The 19,860-nt window shown below is 41.6% G+C and carries 18 protein-coding genes; 11 read left to right on the forward strand and 7 right to left on the reverse strand.

Annotation, left to right across the window (positions count from 1 at the left end; all coding sequences use genetic code 11):
* The first annotated feature begins 46 nt into the window (after window positions 1-46).
* The 7 genes from ACNORC_RS06780 (at window position 47) to ACNORC_RS06810 (ending at window position 4,365) form a co-directional block, all read left to right on the forward strand.
* Entirely contained in the window at window positions 47-826 is a 780-nt protein-coding gene (locus ACNORC_RS06780; RefSeq protein ID WP_418334866.1) for an exonuclease domain-containing protein, read from the forward strand.
* Between the two features lie 4 nt (window positions 827-830).
* The gene (locus tag ACNORC_RS06785) at window positions 831-1,445 is read left to right on the forward strand and encodes a fumarylacetoacetate hydrolase family protein (RefSeq protein WP_418334867.1); all 615 of its coding nucleotides are present in this window, start codon (window positions 831-833) and stop codon (window positions 1,443-1,445) included.
* Window positions 1,445-1,783: an Hpt domain-containing protein gene (locus ACNORC_RS06790; protein WP_418334868.1), complete on the forward strand. Its 339-nt coding sequence runs from the start codon at window positions 1,445-1,447 to the stop codon at window positions 1,781-1,783. The genes ACNORC_RS06785 and ACNORC_RS06790 overlap by 1 nt, the downstream gene beginning before the upstream one ends.
* On the forward strand, window positions 1,783-3,030 hold the full coding sequence (locus ACNORC_RS06795) for a competence/damage-inducible protein A (protein WP_418334869.1): 1,248 nt from the start codon (window positions 1,783-1,785) through the stop codon (window positions 3,028-3,030). Before ACNORC_RS06790 ends, ACNORC_RS06795 begins: the two co-directional genes overlap by 1 nt.
* A gap of 726 nt (window positions 3,031-3,756) precedes the next feature.
* The gene (gene rpmB / locus ACNORC_RS06800; RefSeq protein WP_418334870.1) at window positions 3,757-3,996 is read left to right on the forward strand and encodes a 50S ribosomal protein L28; all 240 of its coding nucleotides are present in this window, start codon (window positions 3,757-3,759) and stop codon (window positions 3,994-3,996) included.
* Window positions 3,997-4,023: 27 nt separating this feature from the next.
* Window positions 4,024-4,206 carry a 50S ribosomal protein L33 gene (gene rpmG / locus ACNORC_RS06805; protein WP_013070733.1) on the forward strand — a complete coding sequence of 61 codons (183 nt, stop codon included), beginning with the start codon at window positions 4,024-4,026 and terminating at the stop codon, window positions 4,204-4,206.
* A 6-nt stretch (window positions 4,207-4,212) separates the two neighbouring features.
* Window positions 4,213-4,365: a DUF4295 domain-containing protein gene (locus ACNORC_RS06810; RefSeq protein ID WP_418334871.1), complete on the forward strand. Its 153-nt coding sequence runs from the start codon at window positions 4,213-4,215 to the stop codon at window positions 4,363-4,365.
* Window positions 4,366-4,382: 17 nt separating this feature from the next.
* On the opposite strand, the gene ACNORC_RS06815 is transcribed toward ACNORC_RS06810, so the two are convergent.
* Window positions 4,383-4,514 carry a hypothetical protein gene (locus ACNORC_RS06815; protein WP_418334872.1) on the reverse strand — a complete coding sequence of 44 codons (132 nt, stop codon included), beginning with the start codon at window positions 4,512-4,514 and terminating at the stop codon, window positions 4,383-4,385.
* A 6-nt stretch (window positions 4,515-4,520) separates the two neighbouring features.
* Between ACNORC_RS06815 and ftsY the strand changes: the two genes are divergently transcribed.
* Genes ftsY through ACNORC_RS06830 form a run of 3 tightly spaced genes read left to right on the forward strand, consistent with a single transcriptional unit; the run spans window position 4,521 to window position 7,441 of the window.
* The gene (gene ftsY / locus ACNORC_RS06820; protein ID WP_418334873.1) at window positions 4,521-5,474 is read left to right on the forward strand and encodes a signal recognition particle-docking protein FtsY; all 954 of its coding nucleotides are present in this window, start codon (window positions 4,521-4,523) and stop codon (window positions 5,472-5,474) included.
* Between the two features lie 25 nt (window positions 5,475-5,499).
* Window positions 5,500-7,167 (forward strand): amidase family protein, encoded by a 1,668-nt coding sequence (locus tag ACNORC_RS06825; RefSeq protein ID WP_418334874.1) that lies wholly within the window; start codon window positions 5,500-5,502, stop codon window positions 7,165-7,167.
* Between the two features lies 1 nt (window position 7,168).
* Complete coding sequence (locus ACNORC_RS06830; RefSeq protein ID WP_418334875.1) at window positions 7,169-7,441, forward strand: hypothetical protein; 273 nt, start codon at window positions 7,169-7,171, stop codon at window positions 7,439-7,441.
* A gap of 138 nt (window positions 7,442-7,579) precedes the next feature.
* Here ACNORC_RS06830 and ACNORC_RS06835 read toward each other — a convergent pair whose 3' ends face one another.
* From ACNORC_RS06835 to ACNORC_RS06850, 4 genes are read right to left on the reverse strand one after another with little or no spacing between them, the layout of a single operon-like run.
* A complete protein-coding gene (locus ACNORC_RS06835; protein WP_418334876.1) occupies window positions 7,580-10,300 on the reverse strand; it encodes a carbohydrate binding domain-containing protein in 2,721 nt (906 codons plus the stop codon).
* An 11-nt stretch (window positions 10,301-10,311) separates the two neighbouring features.
* Window positions 10,312-11,175, reverse strand: coding sequence for a glycoside hydrolase family 16 protein (locus ACNORC_RS06840; protein ID WP_418334877.1), 864 nt, complete (start codon window positions 11,173-11,175; stop codon window positions 10,312-10,314).
* A 16-nt stretch (window positions 11,176-11,191) separates the two neighbouring features.
* A complete protein-coding gene (locus ACNORC_RS06845) occupies window positions 11,192-12,556 on the reverse strand; it encodes a glycosyl hydrolase family 16 (RefSeq protein ID WP_418334878.1) in 1,365 nt (454 codons plus the stop codon).
* Between the two features lie 54 nt (window positions 12,557-12,610).
* Window positions 12,611-15,745, reverse strand: a complete 3,135-nt coding sequence (locus ACNORC_RS06850) for a glycoside hydrolase family 2 TIM barrel-domain containing protein (RefSeq protein WP_418334879.1) — start codon at window positions 15,743-15,745, stop codon at window positions 12,611-12,613.
* 357 nt (window positions 15,746-16,102) lie between these two features.
* Here ACNORC_RS06850 and ACNORC_RS06855 point away from each other — a divergent pair, with 357 nt between their 5' ends.
* A complete protein-coding gene (locus tag ACNORC_RS06855) occupies window positions 16,103-16,807 on the forward strand; it encodes a DUF6090 family protein (RefSeq protein WP_418334880.1) in 705 nt (234 codons plus the stop codon).
* A 1,011-nt stretch (window positions 16,808-17,818) separates the two neighbouring features.
* On the opposite strand, the gene ACNORC_RS06860 is transcribed toward ACNORC_RS06855, so the two are convergent.
* The gene (locus ACNORC_RS06860) at window positions 17,819-18,445 is read right to left on the reverse strand and encodes an RloB family protein (RefSeq protein WP_418334881.1); all 627 of its coding nucleotides are present in this window, start codon (window positions 18,443-18,445) and stop codon (window positions 17,819-17,821) included.
* Entirely contained in the window at window positions 18,445-19,728 is a 1,284-nt protein-coding gene (locus tag ACNORC_RS06865; protein ID WP_418334882.1) for an AAA family ATPase, read from the reverse strand. Before ACNORC_RS06865 ends, ACNORC_RS06860 begins: the two co-directional genes overlap by 1 nt.
* Window positions 19,729-19,860: the final 132 nt, after the last annotated feature.

The raw sequence follows: 19,860 nt of genomic DNA on the forward strand, positions 1-19,860 counted from the left end.
AAGCCTTTAAAATGTAGTATATTTACCCGGAACGGAAATTTAAGTTATGGAGTTGAAACTCACCAAGCCCATTTGTTTTTTTGATCTTGAAGCCACCGGAATGAATGTGGCAAAAGACAGGATCGTAGAGATCTCGATCCTCAAGATCTATCCAAATGGCAATAAAGAAAGCCGCACCTGGCTGGTAAATCCTGAAATGACTATCCCAAAAGAAGTGGTGGCCGTTCATAACATCACCAATGAAAAAGTGGCGAATGAGCCCACTTTTAAAGAACTTGCGGGCACTATCTATGAAATGATACGCGGGTGTGATATCGCGGGCTACAATTCAAATCGGTATGATATTCCCTTGCTGGCTGAAGAAATGTTGCGGGCCGGGGTTGACTTCGATATGAAGAACATGCTGGCGGTAGACGTGCAAACGATCTTTCACAAGATGGAGCAGCGCACGCTGTCTGCAGCTTACCGCTTTTACTGCGGAAAGGAACTCGATGGGGCACACCGGGCAGAGGCAGATACCGAGGCCACCTATGAGGTACTGAAATCTCAGCTTGATCGCTATGGGGAAGATCTTCAAAACGATGTAAAGTGGTTATCTGAATTCAGCGCTAGAAAGAACTGTGCAGATTTCGCCGGATTCATTTCCTATAATAAAAAAGGGCAGGAAGTATTTTCCTTCGGAAAGCACAAGAACAAATGTGTGGAAGATATTCTGGAACAGGAACCGGGTTACTTTGGGTGGTTCCAAAATGCCGATTTTCCCTTGTACACTAAAAAAGTACTGACTGCCATAAAACTCAGGAAACTTAATACCAAGCTTAAATAACGCGATGAAAATAATCTGTGTGGGCCGCAATTATACCGAACACATTGCCGAGCTCGAAAATGAAAGACCGTCAGATCCTGTTCTTTTTCTGAAACCTGACACCTCAATTTTACTTAAGAAGCAGCCGTTCTTTATTCCCGCTTTTTCTAACGATGTACATTACGAAGTTGAATTGCTGGTGAGGATCAACCGCATTGGAAAGCATATTCAGAAGAAATTCGCGCATAAGTATTATGATGAGATAGGCCTGGGAATTGATTTTACGGCTCGCGACCTCCAAAATAAGTTAAAAGAGAAAGGATTGCCATGGGAAAAAGCCAAGGCTTTTGATGGTGCTGCGGTGATCGGGGAAAAGTGGCTGGACAAGAAGAAATTCGAGAGCGTGGATGCCATTCCTTTTAGCCTTCAGAAGAATGGAGAAGTGGTGCAAAATGGAAATTCTTCTCACATGCTTTGGAAAATTAACGAATTAATTGAATATATTTCAGAATATTTCACCCTGAAGATCGGGGATGTTATCTTTACAGGAACGCCGGCTGGAGTAGGTCCCGTAGCGATAAACGATGAACTCACAGGGTTTATAGAAGATGAGCAAATTTTTTCGATAAAGGTAAAATAATGAGTATTTACAATTTAGAAAGCGTAGAGGAAATGGCCGGAGGTGACCAGGACTTCTTAAAAGTAGTGGTACAAACCTTCATTGAAGAGATCCCGCCAGACCTCGTGGCCATGAATGAGGCAGTTGCCGAAGGCAATGCCGGGCAGGCCTACCAATATGCCCATAAAATGAAACCTAACCTCCAGATGTTCGGGCTTGACCTCATGCCCCAGATCAAGATCATTGAAGAATGGTCAAAATCCGGAAAGGATAAGAAAGAAGTGGAAGAAGCTGCAGAGATCATTACCAACCGCGTCAAAACTGCAGAGAAAGAACTGAAAGAAGACTTTGAGCTGTAATGACAGCCGAGATCATCACTATAGGAGACGAGATCCTTATTGGGCAGATCGTTGATACCAATTCCGCTTTCATAGCTAAAGAGCTGAACATGATAGGAATTTCGGTCTATCAGATCGTTTCCATTCAGGATGAAAAAGAGCATATACTGGCAGCACTTAAGGAAGCTGCCGAACACGCCGACATTATTCTGCTAACCGGCGGCCTGGGTCCTACCAAAGACGATGTTACCAAATACACCTTTTGCGAATATTTTGAAGATCAGCTAAAGCTGAATAAGGAGGTGCTTTCTCATATTGAAGAACTTTTTTCAAAGTACAAGGCCAAACCGGTCTCCGATCTAAATCGGGAACAGGCGATGGTGCCTTCGAAGTCTGAGGTGCTGCACAATGAGTACGGTACCGCACCGGGACTGTGGATGGAAAAGGACGGGAAGGTTTATATCTCTATGCCGGGTGTTCCATATGAAATGAAGCAGTTGATGGAGCGGGAAGTGATTCCGCGCTTAAGGGATAAGTTCCACCGGCCGTTCATCTATCACAAGACTTTACTTACCAGAGGTATGGGTGAAAGTGCGGTCGCAGAACGCCTTGCCGACTGGGAGGAGACGCTGCCAAAACATATTAAGTTCGCTTATTTACCGGGATTGGGGACAGTACGCCTGCGCCTCTCCGGAAAAGGGGAGAATGAGGAAGAGCTTATTGGTTCTGTTGAAGCCAAAGTAGAAGAGCTGTATGAGCTCTTAGGAGATATTATTTCTAAGGAGCAGGATGAGGATGAGAAAATAGCGGTACAGATAAGTCAGATACTTACCGAACAAAAGAAATTCCTCTCGGTAGCCGAGAGCTGTACGGGAGGAGCGCTGGCTTCAGAATTTACCACGCATCCCGGTGCATCTGCCTGTTTCAAAGGAGGAATCGTGACTTACGCTACTCAGACAAAGATGGAGCTTCTTAGTGTTCCGGAAGAGTTGATCGAAAAACACAGCGTGGTGAGTGCTGAGGTCGCAGAAGCCATGGCCCGCAATTGTCGGGAGCAATTTAAAACTGATTATGCGCTTTCCACCACCGGCAACGCCGGACCGACCAAAGGGGATAGTGATGCTGAGGTGGGTACGGTCTATATTGCAATGGCCACTCCGCAGAAAGTGATCTCTAAAAAATTCCTTTTTGGAAACCATCGTGATCAGGTAGTGAAAAAGTCGGTTTATAAGGCTTTTGAAATGATCCTGGAGGAGATTACTTCTTAGAGGACAGTGGACAGTTTGTTGGAGAGTAAAGAAAAGAGAACACAGAGCAGAGAGCCAAGAGTCAAGAGCTAAGAACAGAGAACAGAGAGAAAAGGTGAAAGCCTCATTTTTGTCTCTCACTTTGAGTAAATCATCCGAAGAGGCAAGCCAGCTATGGCTTTTAGAACCGGTTTGGAGTGGCCTATCGAAAATTTTGCGTTAAAATTGAAATGAGGTGCCGTGAAATTTTAGGCTGTTTGAGCCAAAACGGATTTTGTTAAAAGAAAAAAGCTTCTGGCGAGTTCCTAAAATTTAGGCGCCAAATGAAAATTTTAGCAACATTTTCGTAAGCCTAGACTTTTTTGGTTCTTTTTTGGGCGATGCAAAAAAGAACAGAAGAACTAAAAACCGTGGGCGTCGATTCTGCTCAAGGCGAGATTGCTTCGGCTTACTTCGTAAACCTCGCAAAGACGATAAAAAAAGTAGTAGTCCGCCGCAAAACACCTATTTTTGAACCTGTCATTGCGAGCGAAGCGTGGCAATCTCACGATTTGAAAGAATAAATTTTTCAGTGGCAGAAAAGCTTCCGTAGAAAGAAGCCTCAAAAACACCATTTCCGGCAGGTATTGCTGCAGAAAGCTTCCGCAGAAAAACTTCAAAAAATATTTTCCATTAGCTATTGGCTATTAGGTAAAAAAATCGTTAATTTGCAGCCTGTTTTGAAATAACGAGTTAAAGTATAGAGCAATGTCAAGAGTTTGTGAACTTACAGGTAAGAAAGCAATGGTAGGAAACAATGTTTCCCACGCGATGAATAAAACAAAACGTAAATTTGACGCCAATTTGGTTAAAAAACGTTTTTACATTCCCGAAGAAGACAAATGGGTCACTTTGAAAGTGTCTACTTCTGCGATCAAAACGATCAACAAAAAGGGAATTTCCGCTGTAATTAAAGAAGCAAGGGAAAAAGGATTTTTAACCAAGTAATAATCCTCACATTTAACAAGCAGTAAAATGGCAAAGAAAGGTAACAGAGTTCAGGTTATATTAGAATGTACAGAGCATAAAGCATCTGGGCAACCAGGTACTTCAAGATACATCACAACGAAAAACAAAAAGAACACGCCAGATAGAATGGAGTTGAAGAAATTCAATCCTATTCTTAAGAAGATGACGGTTCATAAAGAAATAAAATAATAAGTCATGGCAAAGAAATCAGTAGCATCATTACAAACAGGATCAAAGAGGTTAACCAAAGCTATCAAAATGGTTAAATCTCCTAAAACCGGCGCCTATACTTTTGTGGAAGCAATCATGGCTCCAGAAATGGTAAATGACTTTTTGAACAAAAAATAAGTTATTTCAAAGATATTTTAAGCCGTCCCGATACCTATCTGGACGGCTTTTTCTTTTTGTGTATATTTACCTGCAGTATTGGAAGTTTTCAGAATATAAAGGCTGTCACGACTGATGTCCTGCCCTGGAAACTGAACGTTATTATCCATTCATAAATGAGTTTATTCAAGAAGATTTTCTCTAAGGAGAAAAAAGAGACACTAGACAAAGGCCTCGAAAAATCGAAGACCGATTTTTTCTCGAAGCTGGGGAAGGCAGTTGCCGGAAAATCAAAAGTAGATGATGAGGTTCTTGATGACCTGGAAGATGTACTGGTGAGCAGTGATGTGGGCGTGGGAACGACCGTAAAGATCATCAACCGGATTGAAGACCGTGTAGCCCGTGACAAATATTTGGGAACCGATGAGTTGAACCAGATACTAAGGGAAGAGATCGCAGCCCTGCTGGCTGAAACCAATTCCGGAGAGGCAACAGATTTCTATGTGCCTTCAGATAAGAAACCGTATGTGATCATGGTAGTTGGAGTCAATGGGGTTGGAAAGACCACCACCATTGGTAAACTGGCCTACCAGTTCAAGAAAGAAGGTAAAAAAGTGGTGCTGGGTGCGGCCGATACTTTCCGAGCCGCTGCTATTGACCAGTTGCAGGTTTGGGCAGACCGGGTTGGAGTGCCTATCGTGAAACAAAAGATGGGAAGCGATCCTGCTTCTGTAGCCTATGACAGTGTGCAGAGTGCCGTTAAACAGGGCGCCGATGTGGTGATCATTGATACCGCGGGCCGTTTGCACAATAAGGTGAACCTAATGAATGAGCTTTCCAAAGTAAAGAGAGTGACTCAGAAGGTGGTGGAGAATTCTCCACACGAGGTCTTGCTCGTGTTGGACGGATCTACCGGACAGAATGCTTTTGAACAGGCTAAGCAGTTCACTGCAGCGACTGAAGTTACTTCCCTGGCGGTTACCAAACTTGACGGTACGGCAAAAGGAGGAGTGGTGATAGGCATCAGTGACCAGTTTCAGATTCCGGTGAAATACATTGGAGTAGGTGAGGGCATTGAAGACCTGCAGGTGTTCAATAAATATGAGTTCGTAGATTCCTTTTTCAAATAACCAACCAACTAAAGATCCATTTCCCATGAAGAAAGCTTTTCTCCTGTTCTTGATGTGCCTGCTTGTTATCTCCTGTAAAGAGGAAAAAGAAGAAGTAATTACGCAGGAACCTGCAGTGGTGTGGGAACCTCAGGACGAAACAGCTGAACTCGAAGAACAGGCGAAGCATGAGAATGAGCGCATGCGTTTCAAGCTTATCAATTCAAAGTTCCAAGACAAGAATGACCTCTGGAAATCTTTTGAAAAGGACCTGGCGACTTTTTCGGAAGCCCGGTACCAAGAGCTGCAACCGTTGGTGCTTGAGAAGAGCATTCCGCAGTTACAACAGGAGATCAGGGATGGTAAACTCAGTTATACAGATCTTACCCTTTTCTATATCTACAGGATCAGGAAATTTGAGAGTGACAACGATCTTTCTTTAAATGCTGTGATCGCTTTAAATTCGGAAGTGGTGGAGCAGGCCAGAAAGCTGGACGCAGCAAACAAAAAGGCACCTCTGCATTCTGTTTACGGAATGCCCTTGCTGTTAAAAGACAATATCAACACCAATAATATGCCGACTACAGCCGGGGCCTTCGCCCTTGCTGAGAACAGGCCTTCCAAAAATGCTTTTATTGTGGAGCGTTTACAGAACCGGAACGCTTTGATCCTGGGGAAAGTGAACCTGAGCGAATGGGCCTATTATTTTTGCGATGGCTGCCCTCTTGGCTACAGTGCTGTGGGCGGACAAACGCTGAATCCCTACGGAAGGAAAGAATTTGAGACCGGTGGTTCCAGCTCCGGAAGCGGGGTGGCTGTGGCAGCGAACTATGCTGTAGCTGCGGTAGGAACCGAAACCGCCGGATCCATACTTTCGCCGGCCTCCAAGAACTCGGTAGTGGGATTAAAACCAACGGTAGGCTTGTTGAGCCGCACCGGAATTGTTCCTATCTCATCTACCCTTGACACGCCCGGGCCAATGACCCGCACGGTGATCGACAACGCGATCTTACTGGCAGCAATGACCGGAAAGGATGCAGATGATAGTGCTTCAGTGGAGAAACAGAACAATTACATAAAAGGCTTACAGGAAGCCACTTTAGAAGGGAAACGAATTGGAGTCATGCGCTCGCTGCTTCAGGATTCCCTGTACAATGCTGCGGTAGAAAACCTGAAAGCCCAGGGTGCGGTGGTAGTAGAGTTTGAAGCAGCCGATATTCCTCTGGACAACTTTGGAACCCTTTTGGATGCCGATATGAAAAAAGACCTGCCGGCCTATCTTTCTACACAGGCTGGAAAAGAGGTAAAGCAACGACAGGTGCAGGACTTTGTGCAATTCAATGAAGAAGACAGTATAGTAAGAGCTCCTTACGGGCAGCAGTTGTTCGAAGGCATAGTGGCGGACACTACTTCGCCTGAAGAGCTGGAAAAGATCGCCGCTACGCTGCAGGAGAACGGAAGGAAGTTCTTTGATGTTCCCATGCAGGAACACAACCTGGATGCGGTGCTCTCTATCAACAATTACCACGCGGCCTATGCGGCAGTGGCCAAATATCCGGCGCTTACTGTGCCGGCCGGTTTTGAGGATTCCGGAGAGCCCAAAAATGTGACTTTTATCGCCCGTCCTTTCGAAGAAGCCAAACTTCTTGAAATAGGAGCGGCCTTTGAAAATAATTACCGCCAGCGCAAGGCGCCGACCGATTATAACCAGTAGCATGTCTCACAGGAACCTGGTGATCCTCACTAAGATCATTCTTATCTACAGCATCTTTTTCATCGTCATGAAGACGGTGATCATCTTTGGCGGTGCCTGGTTGCTGCCAAACCTGCTGTTAATGCTTCCGTTTCTCATTATCGGGATCATTGCCGGGATACAGGTGAAAAAGGAAAAGTACTCGTGGTGGTTTGTGGGAATTGGCGCGGCAGTGATCATTCTCACCCGCATCTATGAAACACGGCTAGTCGTGTGGATACACCAGCAACTGTAAACAGGTCCAAAAATGACATTTTTGACTACATTTAGATTCGAATTTTTACCGGCAAATTCGTTTCCTCTGCTAAAAGAAAGTCAGCTTCAAAATAGATTTGAAGCTGACCATATATTAGATCGTTGAGAGATAAAGTGCTTAGTTGGTTACTTCGACAGAAACATTGTCAAAGTACACAATTCCCTCGCAAGTATCTGCGCCTCCACAAACTACTTCAAATAAAATGGAAACCCCACCCGTCACATCACCTGCCGTGGTGAAATTATAGGTGTTGGTATTCCAGACACCGGCAGTTGGGTTAATAGTCCCTAAATTATGTAATACTGCAGCCTTTCCTTCGGTTGCACTTTCGGAGAATGCCAGCACATTTACAACGGCACCATCTGCAAGCGACTCAATTTTAGAATCGAATTGAACCGTAAGTTGCTGATTAGGCTGAATAGTTCCTACTCCAAAACGTTCCTGCTTGATCCCCGGGTTGTTCTGCGTTCCACTTTGGACGCGGGCAGAGTAAGTTCCTCCCGCGGTATTATTTTCTGCGTTACTTATTCCGGCCGTACCGCCATTGGTAGTTTCGGTGTCAAAGAACAACCATCCGGTTTCGTCCCCTGTCTCAAAATCTCCGTTAGTAAGGAAATTTCCATCACCTCCTGATCCACCGCCGCCGTCATTCAGGGTTAACGAAACATTGTCAATATTTACCAGACCAACCTGTGCTCCTGAATCGAATAGAACTCTCGCATTATTGGCTCCAAAATTGACCGCGGTAAGGGTAAGCGTATAGGTTTTCCTTTGAGTATCGATCGTTACTTCTTCGACAGTACTTGAAAAATCTCCGTCACTCAAACCGATACCTGCAATGATCGATCTTTCACGATCAGACCAGGCATCAAAAGTCAGGGTATAGGTGGATCCCTGAGTGATCTCCAGCTTTTGGCTCAAATTGACATCATAAGGATTTCCTGCTGCGGTCACATCTACTGAATAATACGTGTTATCCCCTTCCGTAGCGATTGGGGCGGGATCGGTTCCTACTCCAATAGTCCAGGGAGCTGCACCTGCCTCAAAATCCCCATTTACAAGCAATCCGGAGTCAAATTCACCACCTCCTGCATCTGCATCTAATTTCAGGGAAACATTATCGATGTTCACCAGGCCGACTTCTGCTCCGGAATCAAATAATACCCGGGCATTTGCGGCTCCAAACTCAGCAGCGGTAAGTGAGAGAGTGTAAGTTTGCCGTTCAGTATTAATGGATACCTGTTCGGTAGTATTTGAAAAATCTCCGTCGCTTAATCCAATACCGGCAATAATAGATCTCTCCCGATCAGACCACGCATCAAAGGTAAGGATATACGTAGCTCCCTGGGTGATCTCGAGTTTTTGGCTCATATTAACGTCAAATGGATTACCGGCGGCAGTCACATTTACAGAGTAATAAGTATTGCCACCCTCAGTCACTATGGGTACAGGATCATTCCCGACTCCAATAGTCCAGGGTGCAGCCCCGTCTTCAAAATCGCCGTTTACCAGCAAACCGGAATCAAATTCCTCTCCGCCACCACCGTTACCGCTGTTACCTTCTCCATAAAGGGCGAAATCGTCAATATAATAGGTCTCTGTAGTATTGGTATTCAGTTCAAAGAACAGAACGATCTTGTCATATTTTCCACTCTCACTGGCGGCAAACGGGAAAGTAAGTTCTTCCCACTCATTGGCCCCCACTGTAGTAGTTCTCGATAATTCGGTATTAATATTCGCGTCTGCCGAATTCTCTAACTTTACAAGAACATCGTAAGTTACGGCAGAAGAATATACTTTGAGTTTTAATCCCTGGCTATCACTAAAATCGAGTGGGTTGTCAAATACTATCTGGTTATTGGCAAAGAGGGCACCGCCATTTCTTTCGATCTTTCCTACGAAACATGAAGCATTCACCTCATTCTGGAAATCGGGATTAGCAACGTAGCTATATTGCGCATCAAAGGACTGGATCATTTCCGCAGGATCATTCAGGAAGGTCATATTGAATCCCTCAGCTGTCAGATCCTGTTCAGTTTCAGGTGTACATTGTGCTGAAGTTACAGTCTGTTCAATATCATCGATGTAAAAGGTTCCGGCAGTTGTACCGGGACCGTCTGCAAAAATGGTTAATCTTGAATAGCTATTGGAAGAAGAGAATTCGAATTCCAAAATTTCCCATCCACTTCCGCTATGAGTTGTGCTTACTTCAATATCAGCTCCTGTACCATCTTCTAATTTTAACAGAACAGGAATTGCAGTCTCTGACCAGAAATTCATGCTGATGGTTTTTTCTGAAGTCAGGTCAATCGGCATTCCCACATCGAAACTTATTCCTTCAAATTCTGCACCGGCATTGGTGATCTCACCTACCTGTGAAACTACATCATTAGAGCCTGACACACCGGGATTCTCAACTACACTAAAAGAAGTACCTCCAAAGGTGACTGCTTCATAATTTACATTTGGATCATCAAAAGTAATAGGTAAGTTCAGGGGTAAGGGTATATCGATGATGATAACATCTTCAAAAACATCAGATGCGCCGGCTATGTTGGAAGCCGTTAATGTTACGGTGTGAGATCCTGAAGCGAAAGCCCTGATAGGATTAATCTCGGTGGTAGTACGACCATCTCCAAAATCCCAGACATATTTTGTGGCATTTTCCGAAGTGTTGATAAAGCTAACCGCCCCTGTGTCTTCATTTAGGGTATAGGTAAAACCTGCAGTCACCTGGGGCAGATCTGCGTCATCTTGTTCACATCCCAAAAATATCACTGCCGAAGCAGTCAGAATAACGAATGATAACAGCCTTGATATTTCTACTAATTTCTTCATGGTGATAAATATTAATTATTGGGAAAGTTGCCTTCATAAATTCTCACGTAATCCACTAACATAGTTTGTGGAAAAACGGTTTCTTCGTTAGGTGGTCCTACGAAATCACCTCCTACGGCCAGGTTCAGGATAATGTAAAAAGGATCATTAAAAACCCACTCGCCCGGTACGTCATTTGGAGTGACCTGATTATATAGTACATCATCTACATAATAATTAATGTACTCCGGCCCCCATTCAATTCCAAAAATGTGAAAGTCCGTATCAAAACGTTCGTTGGTTAGAGTATAACTTTTAGTTACTGAATTACCGGCTGAATAACCGGGACCATGGACACTTCCCAACACAACAGTAGGATTTTGTCCCCGATATTCCATAATGTCAATTTCACCTATTTCCGGCCAAACCTCCCCGGGAGTATCTGCTCCTAAAAGCCAGAATGCGGGCCACATACCCCGGCCGTATGGTAATTTTATACGAGCCTCATAGCGACCATAGGTCTGTTCAAATTTACCTTTAGTAACCAGCCGTGCTGAAGTGTATTGAGAACCTTCAAAAGCTTCCTTTCTGGCAGTGATAAGAAGATAGCCGTTTTGCACACTTACGTTCTCATTCCTGCTGGTGTAGTATTGCAGTTCATTGTTTCCCCATCCGTCCTCCCCGGTTCCTATGTCGTAACTCCAGATGGAAGGATCTGGAGCTCCATCTATATCGAAGTTGTCTTCAAGAACAAGATCTGAAAAGTTCGTGACCGTCTGTTCTTCGCTGGTTGTGCAGGCTGTTACGCCAAGTACGAGTGCCGCTATCAGAACTTTGCTGAAGGCAGTAAGCCGGTTTATATGCCAAAGGGGTATTATTTGCTGTTGCCAATTCATGAGCTTCGATCTTTTTTTATTCTTTGTAGAAATAAATATTGTCCACGAGTATTTCTGTGATATTGGCGCTGCTGTCAAATAGCAGCAGTCCCATATTTGTTCTTCTGCTTAGGCTTGAAAAATTCGAAAGCGGAATGTCAATACTTGCCCACTCCCCGCTGGAAAGCCGGCTGCTTTCAATCCGCACACGAGAAACAGCGTCATCACCACCGCCGGGGGAGGCATCAGCGCCATAATCCTGCAGCTCCACCTCTACATAGTCATTTCCGGTCAGGCTAATGTCCTCGGGTATTAGGATGTCCAAATGCAAAGAGGTCATAGCAGATACATCGACAAGGCCAAACTGTATTCCGACAAAATTGAAGTTGGTATAATTAATTATTCTATTACCATTGACGTTGATATTGTCTCCGCCCAGGGTGGTCTGGAAAGGTTCAAAAAACCCGTTGTAAAAGTCGACATTGATATTATTGTAGGCGTCACTGTAGATTGAAATGACATTAGCCGGATCACGTGTTGGGGTAGGTGCAAGTTCAAAACTTCCGGTCACCATAAGATTCATAGAGCCTGCTGCTTTTACCCCGCCGAGCAAGGCTGTTATTTCAGCAGAACCTATGCCCACCGGACTTATTATTCCCTGTTCGTTTACGACCGCGACATCAGTATTTGAAGACATAAAGGTATAATAGGAGGGAGCAGCATTCACTGTTTGATTGACTCCCGAAGCAAGATTGAAAGTTTGCGTTAGTCCGGTAATGGGAATATCAACATTGATAAAAGCCAACTGCTCAATATCCTGACCATTAAAGATCGCAGGTCTTGGTTGAGCGACCGTACCTAGTTTTTCGAATTTGATTTCATCTACCCAAAAGGTATAGCCGTCATTGTCTTCGGGACCTTCAGCATACCAGAACATTCCTCTTTCTCCTATCAGTTTGTCGGGATCGGGAATTGGGATGATATATTTGACCCAATTCGTAGTGATCCTCAAATTATTTTTAGTTACCACATATTTATTTTCGCCGAAATCATTTCCAAAACCTATTTCATTTATGGTAGCTGCTTTTGTCGCTTTGGCGTAAAAGGTAAGGGCATCATAGCCTGAAAGATCGCGGGGAGTGGAAGTGGGAAATATAGCTCCTGCATAAGCTCCTTCGGGATCTCCAAAATTTGGAACATCAAAACGCATGGATGATGATCCCTCATATTTTACATCGGTATCCACCGAAAATGCATCAAGTTTAGAGCCTGCAAAAGGAAAATACTGTAATCCAGTACTAAAGCCGTCTATATAAACATCTCCGTTGTCGCTGTACCTGGCAAATTCAATGTCATCTGAATAAGGTCGTTCACAGCTTACGGATCCGATTAAAACCGCCATTAGAAGTGTTACGCTTAGAAAATTTATTAATGTCCTGGTCTTCATAGTACTTTCTTATTTACCAATATTGATGTGAACATAGGTCCTGATCTCCCACTCATTTCCATCAGGAAAACCTACCGGACTTACTATAGGAGATTCAGTGAACTCGCCAGTTTCGTTTGGGCTGTACCGGTTTGAATATTCGTTGAGAGATCTCCAGGTACCACGAATTCCAACCCGGGTGTTTGGCAGAATGAACCAATTGGGTTTCCCGGTAGTTGTGGAAATATCCAGCACTAACTGAACCGGATACGTAAGATTAAAGTCCCTGTGATAATCGTATGGCCCCCAATCGTCTATTTTGAATGAGTGTATAAATTTCACTTTGTTGTAGATGACGCGTATATCTCCTCCAAAGCGCTCAATTAAGCGGGGGTCACTACCCCTGGCCTGGGCATTTCCGAAGTAGATATTGGCAATCAAACCAAGATTAGGAGACATTTTGGAAACGATGCGGGTGTTGGACTCCCAAAGATCATGGGCAGGCACCGAACCTGGAAAAGCGAAGGAAGTACGGTTACTCAGAAACCCGATGGCCGCATCCATAGTGGTAGGAAGATGACGGTATACGAACCCGCTGCTAAAAGCGAATTTTGCATCTTCCATCTCATCACTATCCCAGGCATACATCCAGGTGGCCGGGGTAGGATCATAGGTGACTAAAAGTTCTCCCGCCACAGTTTCTCTGTTGTCGCGCACGGCAAACGGATCATCCTCAATGTTACGCAGCCTTGCCGGGGGAGGCGCATCGTTAGGAATAGCTTCTACAATAGGTTTTTGCCATAAAAAATTAGGAGCAATGGTAAAGTCACCTGTGAGATAGGTGAAGCCTGTAAGTATGTTGGTTTGATTTTCACTCCCGGTGTCTTTTAATCTCCAGCCTGTAAAGGTCTGGGTATTGTCATAACCTCCGCGGGCTACGAGGCCCATAATTGCGCCCTGGGCATACCAGTTAAAAGGACCGCTGGAAAAGGTGATCTTTGCTTTTCCTCCCCAGTTGTCCATGGTGTTCACTTCATCTGTATACACCACATAATTATCGGGGTTGTCACCTGTCACTATTTGAAATCTTCTGCCATTCAAGGGTTGACCTGCCCAGATCGCGCCTGCCTCGAGTCCGAATTTTCCAAGTTCGGTTTTTGCCTGTAATGTCACCCTTCTGGTCTTTGGCTGCGGAATGGCGATAGAACTAACGGCGGTGCCGTAATCATCAATATCTTCGTGGTAAATTGCGGCTACCTCGAACTTCTCAAAGGTCTTGTAGTATTTCAGAAGTACTGCAGGATTTGCTCCCCACCACAATTGCGGGCCAAAAGCGAGTGAAAAGTTTTTAAAAGCACGCTTCCCGTCCACTTCAAATCCCAGGATTTCCCCATTATAGATATCGAGGTTAGGGCCGTAATTAGCTTCAGGATAAAGGTTGAAGAAATCTCCCTCGTACCCCCAGTGATAATGACCGGTTCGGTAAAAGCCATTCAGATCAAAATACTTTGAATTCCAGTCGTATTCTGCACTGTATACCTGCACACGGTTAACATCAGTCACATCCAGCTCCCCTTCAGGAGTCAGCACTCTTCTTTTACGGGCTCTGTTCTCATAGAAGATCTCATCAATCGGGTTCTCGGCAACATTACCCACAATGTTGAAGGTTACCTCGGCTCTCATATTTGCTGCAGGATTTCCTTCTACACCTACGTAATAAGATTGCATATGATCAAATCCTAATTCGTCAGGGTAAGTATTTGCATCAGGGTCTGCATCTTCGGGAGTAGTGATCAGGCTTCCGTCTGTATAAAAGGTAGTGAATTCTGCCCGAAGCGTGCTTAACCGGATCTTACTACTGCTTTCGGCCCCCAAAGCTGCTTTATCCCCGCGCGCCCTTAAGACCGCCTCCATTATTTCGATATTATTGAAAGCGATTTCAATATATTCTGCAGTTGCACCTTCGGCATAAGGCTCTATTTGGTGTGCCTGTTTTAAAGCGTAATAGGCCGCTCTAGGATAGAGATCATATAAACCCCGCTCATTGGTAGGTCCTTTTGCGCAGATCCCAAACCACTCTTCATTCATATTATTTTCACCTTCCTCATAGTCAAAGGTATAACCCCCGTTGATCCAGGAGGCATTCGTGTTGTGAATGGACAGGTCAATGGTTTGTCCATATTTCCACCACCCATCACTGAATTGAAAAGTAAATCCACCTATCGAGTTTCCGGCTCTGCCCAGGCCGGCAGCATTGGCATAGATCTCTTTCCAGTTTTCCACCAGGTAATAGGCCTGGGCTTTTTGGTCTTCCTGCCTTTCAATAGCATTAAAAGCATCAGAGCCAAACTCGGTGAACATAATAGGCTTACCCAGTTTTTCCTTTACTTCAGTAAAAATATTTCCGAAGGAGGCACCGCGGTAAACGTTCGTGCCAAATATGTCAATGTCTTTACATTCCTCGGCTATGATATCCAGAAACAGAACATCTCCATTACAAATGGCAATTGGGTGAGAGCTGTCGATATCCTTCATGGCCAGAACGGCAGTGTTAAATAACTCGTACATCGCCTTAGCCCGGATGGTAGATCTACGATCTTCGAGAGGAATATCTTCGGTTTCTGCACCATCCCAGAATAATCCGTAATTATTTTCATTCCCCAGCAAAAACAACAGTAAACCGCGGGTGTTCTTGTATTTTTCAGTCATTTCTGTCACTTCTTCAAGTAACAATTCTTGGGTACGGGGATCAGCGTAATCAGTATTTGGAACCCACTGCCCGTTCAAAGTAAGTCCGTAGCGCCCAAAGGAGTGGTTAAGCATGGTGTAGATACCGTAATTGTCATAGATATACGTGATCCATTTGGGCTGTATCCCCACATACTGCCTTATCGCATTTACACCCATATTGCGCAGGAGGCTCATTTCTGAATCCAGTGCAGCCTTAATAATATCATCTGGCTGATCCCAAAGGCTGTAAGAGAAATTTTTGCCAATGGGAACATAATCCCAGTTCATACCATTGATCATTATGGGTTTTCCGTTGATCTGGAGCTGCATACCCTCATCTGTATTGGAAACTGTAACCTCATCTGCCTGAGAAAAAGAATTCACAGTTATAAGAATGAGAATAAGTGGGGCAAGGAGTTTTTTGAGCGTATCCATTTTCAGTAATTTGATCTTCAATAAATTTAACAGTTTATTGATTAGCAAATCCTAAAGTGGAGTTAATTATCTTATTTTCAACAGCTTAATATAGGATGATGATCAATGAAAACTGAGTCGCAGCAAAGGGTGGACAGCTTTGTTAAAACTTCTGTAAGGCTGATTAGAATTTGGAGTTATCAGGTCCCGGAAAGCTACATTTTTTTCTAATAGTTCTATGGTGAATGACCTGTAGAAAGATCCAATACCTTTCAAAAATGACATTTTTGAAGCCACTTGTTCTTGAGCTTTACGGTTTTCCGGAATCCTCTTTAACAAAATTTTAATAGCTTTAACGAATAGAGAATTGAAATTTTTATGGGAAGATTATCTAAGATATTTAAGACGATAGATTGGAGATATTCTTTAGGGGAGTTATTTCTTATAGTCTCGGGTATCCTGATCGCATTAGCCCTTAACCAATGGAATGAGAAGCGGAAAATATATGATAGAGAAACCGAAATGCTTAAAGAGTTAAAGGTTTCTCTTGAAAATGATATGGAAGATATTCTCATTAATCTAAATGTTCACAATCAAAGCTATGATAGTGCCATCTTACTCCTGGATCATTTGAAGTCAAAAAGATCCTATAATGATACCTTAGATCCCCATTTTGGGAAGGTACTTGGCACCACCATTTTCCTGACAGATGATGCGGCCTATAACAATTTGCAGGATACAGGACGGCATTTAGTCACCAATAATTCTATTAGAGCTAAACTTTCTAAACTGTATGCCCACGATTATAAATTCATAGCAGCCCTGGAAGAAATAGACAGCCAGAATTTACTCCTTCATCTAAAACCGTATTACACGCGGCATTTTAAAAATTTCAGCCTATTTAAAAATGCTGAGCCGAGAAACTATGATTTTCTTATTGAAGATCCTGAATATATTTCACAACTTGAATGGATTCGGGACAATCGAATGTTTACGGTATACAGATACAAAACCATTAAGGATAAGGTAGAGAACATTATTGATATGCTGGATGAAGAACTTAGGGACCGCTCGAGGCCATAAAAGTCTGGTTACCTCCCAAAAATGGCATTTTTGAAGCCGCTTGTTGTTGAGCTTTACGGTTTTCCGGAATCTTCTTTAACAAAATTTTAATAGCTTTACTGAAGCCAAACTTTTTCTGTTGTTATTCAGCGAATTAAAAGGGGAAACAGGAGGGGAGTTTGTGGTAAAATACATTAGCTGTAATTATTTTAGAAGAACCCAAATTCAAATATGGAAAATAATAATAATATCAAATTCAACTTATATATAATATTCTTCCTTCTATCCTTTTTAAGTTTAATCTTATATAACTTACCAGACTTTGCCAATGAGCTTCGGATTATTTACGAGAATAGAAATATTTTGATCGTGGTCTTCTCAATATTACTACATCTTTGTTTTCTATTTGTACCGTTTTTCGTTGGGTATGTAATGATTTTCTTCTTTATCGATTTGGCTGTTATCAAAAGCATATATTGGCAGTTTAAGAAAAGAAGTGTTACTGAAGAAAACTATAATTCAGAAAAGGAAAATATAGAAAGTAGCAATAATTCCTCACTTAGCTTGGCTCTTGTAATTTTTACAATAAATATTTTAATGTTCTTAACCTTTAATGAAACTATATTATCAGTAATCTATCCCATTAATATAAATCAAATAATAGATAATATTTTAGGAACACCTTGTCTATTTTGTCCAATAGAATACTAAAATTCAGATCGAAATAACGAAAAATCCTTTCAATAGATTGATTGAGGATTTTAATTCAAGTGTTGATCTTTATCAGAAGTACTTGACTATATTAAGGGGCAACTTGGAACAATAGAAAGAATAAAAAAAATAAATTCTCAATTAGAAAATAAGCCATCATATTCTGATAGATATTTGGACGAAATAAAACAATGGCTATCCAAAAATGGCTTTTTTGAGAACTTTTTCCCTACATTTAATTCCATAAGAAACACCCCCTTCAACTCAAAGTGAATTCTTTCCTACAGGCCACTTTTGAGAGCCGGGACGTTAGCGATAATTTTATATTAAGGAATAGAGGTAATCAACCAATTCGTGAATATTAGAATAAGCTGATAAATCATAAATCCTTGATCCATTTTGGATATCAACTTCTGCTCTTTCTTGAGCCCACTTACTACTTGCTAAACCATCTTCCTTTTTCGACAAAAGCTGATCAAAAATGTTAGTTGCTTTTTGATAATCCGGAAACCACTTTTTTTGAATATGAGAAATTACATTATCACATTTTCTAAAAGGTTTTGTAGTTTTTTCAAAATGCAGAAGAATATAAAATTCAAAACAGGGAGCCGTAAAAGCAATATTAATTTTCGGCCTTGAATTTCTTGCGATTTCAAAAGCATCAGGTATTCTTGCATGACCATCTTTATCAAAGACAACCCAGATAAAAGCATACGGGTTGTTTTCCCTTCTAGCTTTCTTTATTAACCTTTTCGCCTCATTTACTAAGCCTACAGGAGAATGGTCTTTAGGTTTAAAAATGTTAACATCAATAGCTTGAAACTTACGTTTGTATTTATCTTGAGTAATAAGACCTTTAAAATAATTCTCTTCAGATTCGCCTTCACATAAAATTAATCCTCTTTTTCCAAATTTCTTCTGCTTCTTTGAATTTCTATACCTAGCCATTAAAATTGGAAATTTAATTCATTCTTATTGATAACAGGAGTAGCTCCTAAACGACCAGACATATAATATTTCTCGAAAGGAGCATTTGCCCTAACCCCAGGAATATCCGATATAGAATAATAATGGCTGCAGCCTTCATATTCCTTTTCTGCAAACCAAACTTGATCTCTCCTAAAAAGTTCATTATTCAACAAAGAAATATCATGAGTTGCAAAAATTAATTGTGCGTTTTTAGGATTAGTTTTCTTTGAATGGAAAATTTCAATGAGAACTTTAGTTAATTTAGGATGTAAACTTTTATCTAATTCATCAATGATTAAAACCTGGCCATCTGCTAAGGCTTCTAATATTAATCCTCCCATAGCTAGAAGTTTAATTGTACCTGTAGATTCTTCATCCAATTTAAAATCAACAGTTCCAACTTCCTTATCTCCGTCGAAAAATTTGTGAATTGTACGAATTTTACGTTTATATTTTTCTACTAGTTCTTCTTTTTTTTCATCAGACATTTCTTTCGGTAAAAGATCAACGTCAATATCTTCTTCTGTTACTTCAATTCTTTCAATTCCTGTGTCTGCTTCTTTCATCAAAATATTCATATTTTCTTTGAAAAAAGGAAGGTTATCATTGGCTATTCTATTAGTATAAATTTGAATTAGTAATTCATCATATTTTGAATCATGAAAATTTGATACGAATAAACCTCTTGAGAAAAATTTATATGGTGATGTTAAGGCTTCAAGTTTTTCCACACCTACTTTAGATAAAAAGAGTTGATTATTATAAAGTTTCTCTTCAATATCCTTTTTTCTACCAGTTAAATATTCACCATACTTTATAGGCTTATTCTTAATTCTCTCAAATAATGTTGCTGGTTGGGTTTTGGGATAAAATTTGAGTATTTCATATTCAATTTCTGTATTATTAAAGCCGATTTCATATATATAACGAATATTGTCATCTGCAATGAAATCGATATAAAATTCAGTGGGATCTTTAGAATATCTAGAATCTAATTTAAATGGTTCAAAGGCTGGAATTTTTTTATCCAATTTAAAATCACCTGATTCAAAGACTAAATATTGTAAGGCTTTAAAAGCATTTAATAAATTACTTTTACCTGAAGCATTTCTCCCATAGATCAAACTAGTGCTTAAAACATGGTAATTATCCAGTGTTATAACATTATTCTCATGCTCCTTAATTTTACTTTCAGCAAGCATTGAAAAATTTTGCCAATCTTTTATAGATCTAAAATTCCTAACTTTAAATTCCAGCAGCATAACCTATGAATTAAATTGTTATTTGTAAATATTTTACAAATATAGTCTTTATTCCCTTCAAAAATAGTGTTTTATTGTAATTTTAGGTATAAAAACTACCGCTAATAACAATTCATGGCCAATAAGCGGCAG

Origin of the sequence: Salinimicrobium soli (assembly GCF_048323655.1) — a bacterium.
Taxonomy (GTDB): Bacteria; Bacteroidota; Bacteroidia; order Flavobacteriales; family Flavobacteriaceae; genus Salinimicrobium; species Salinimicrobium soli.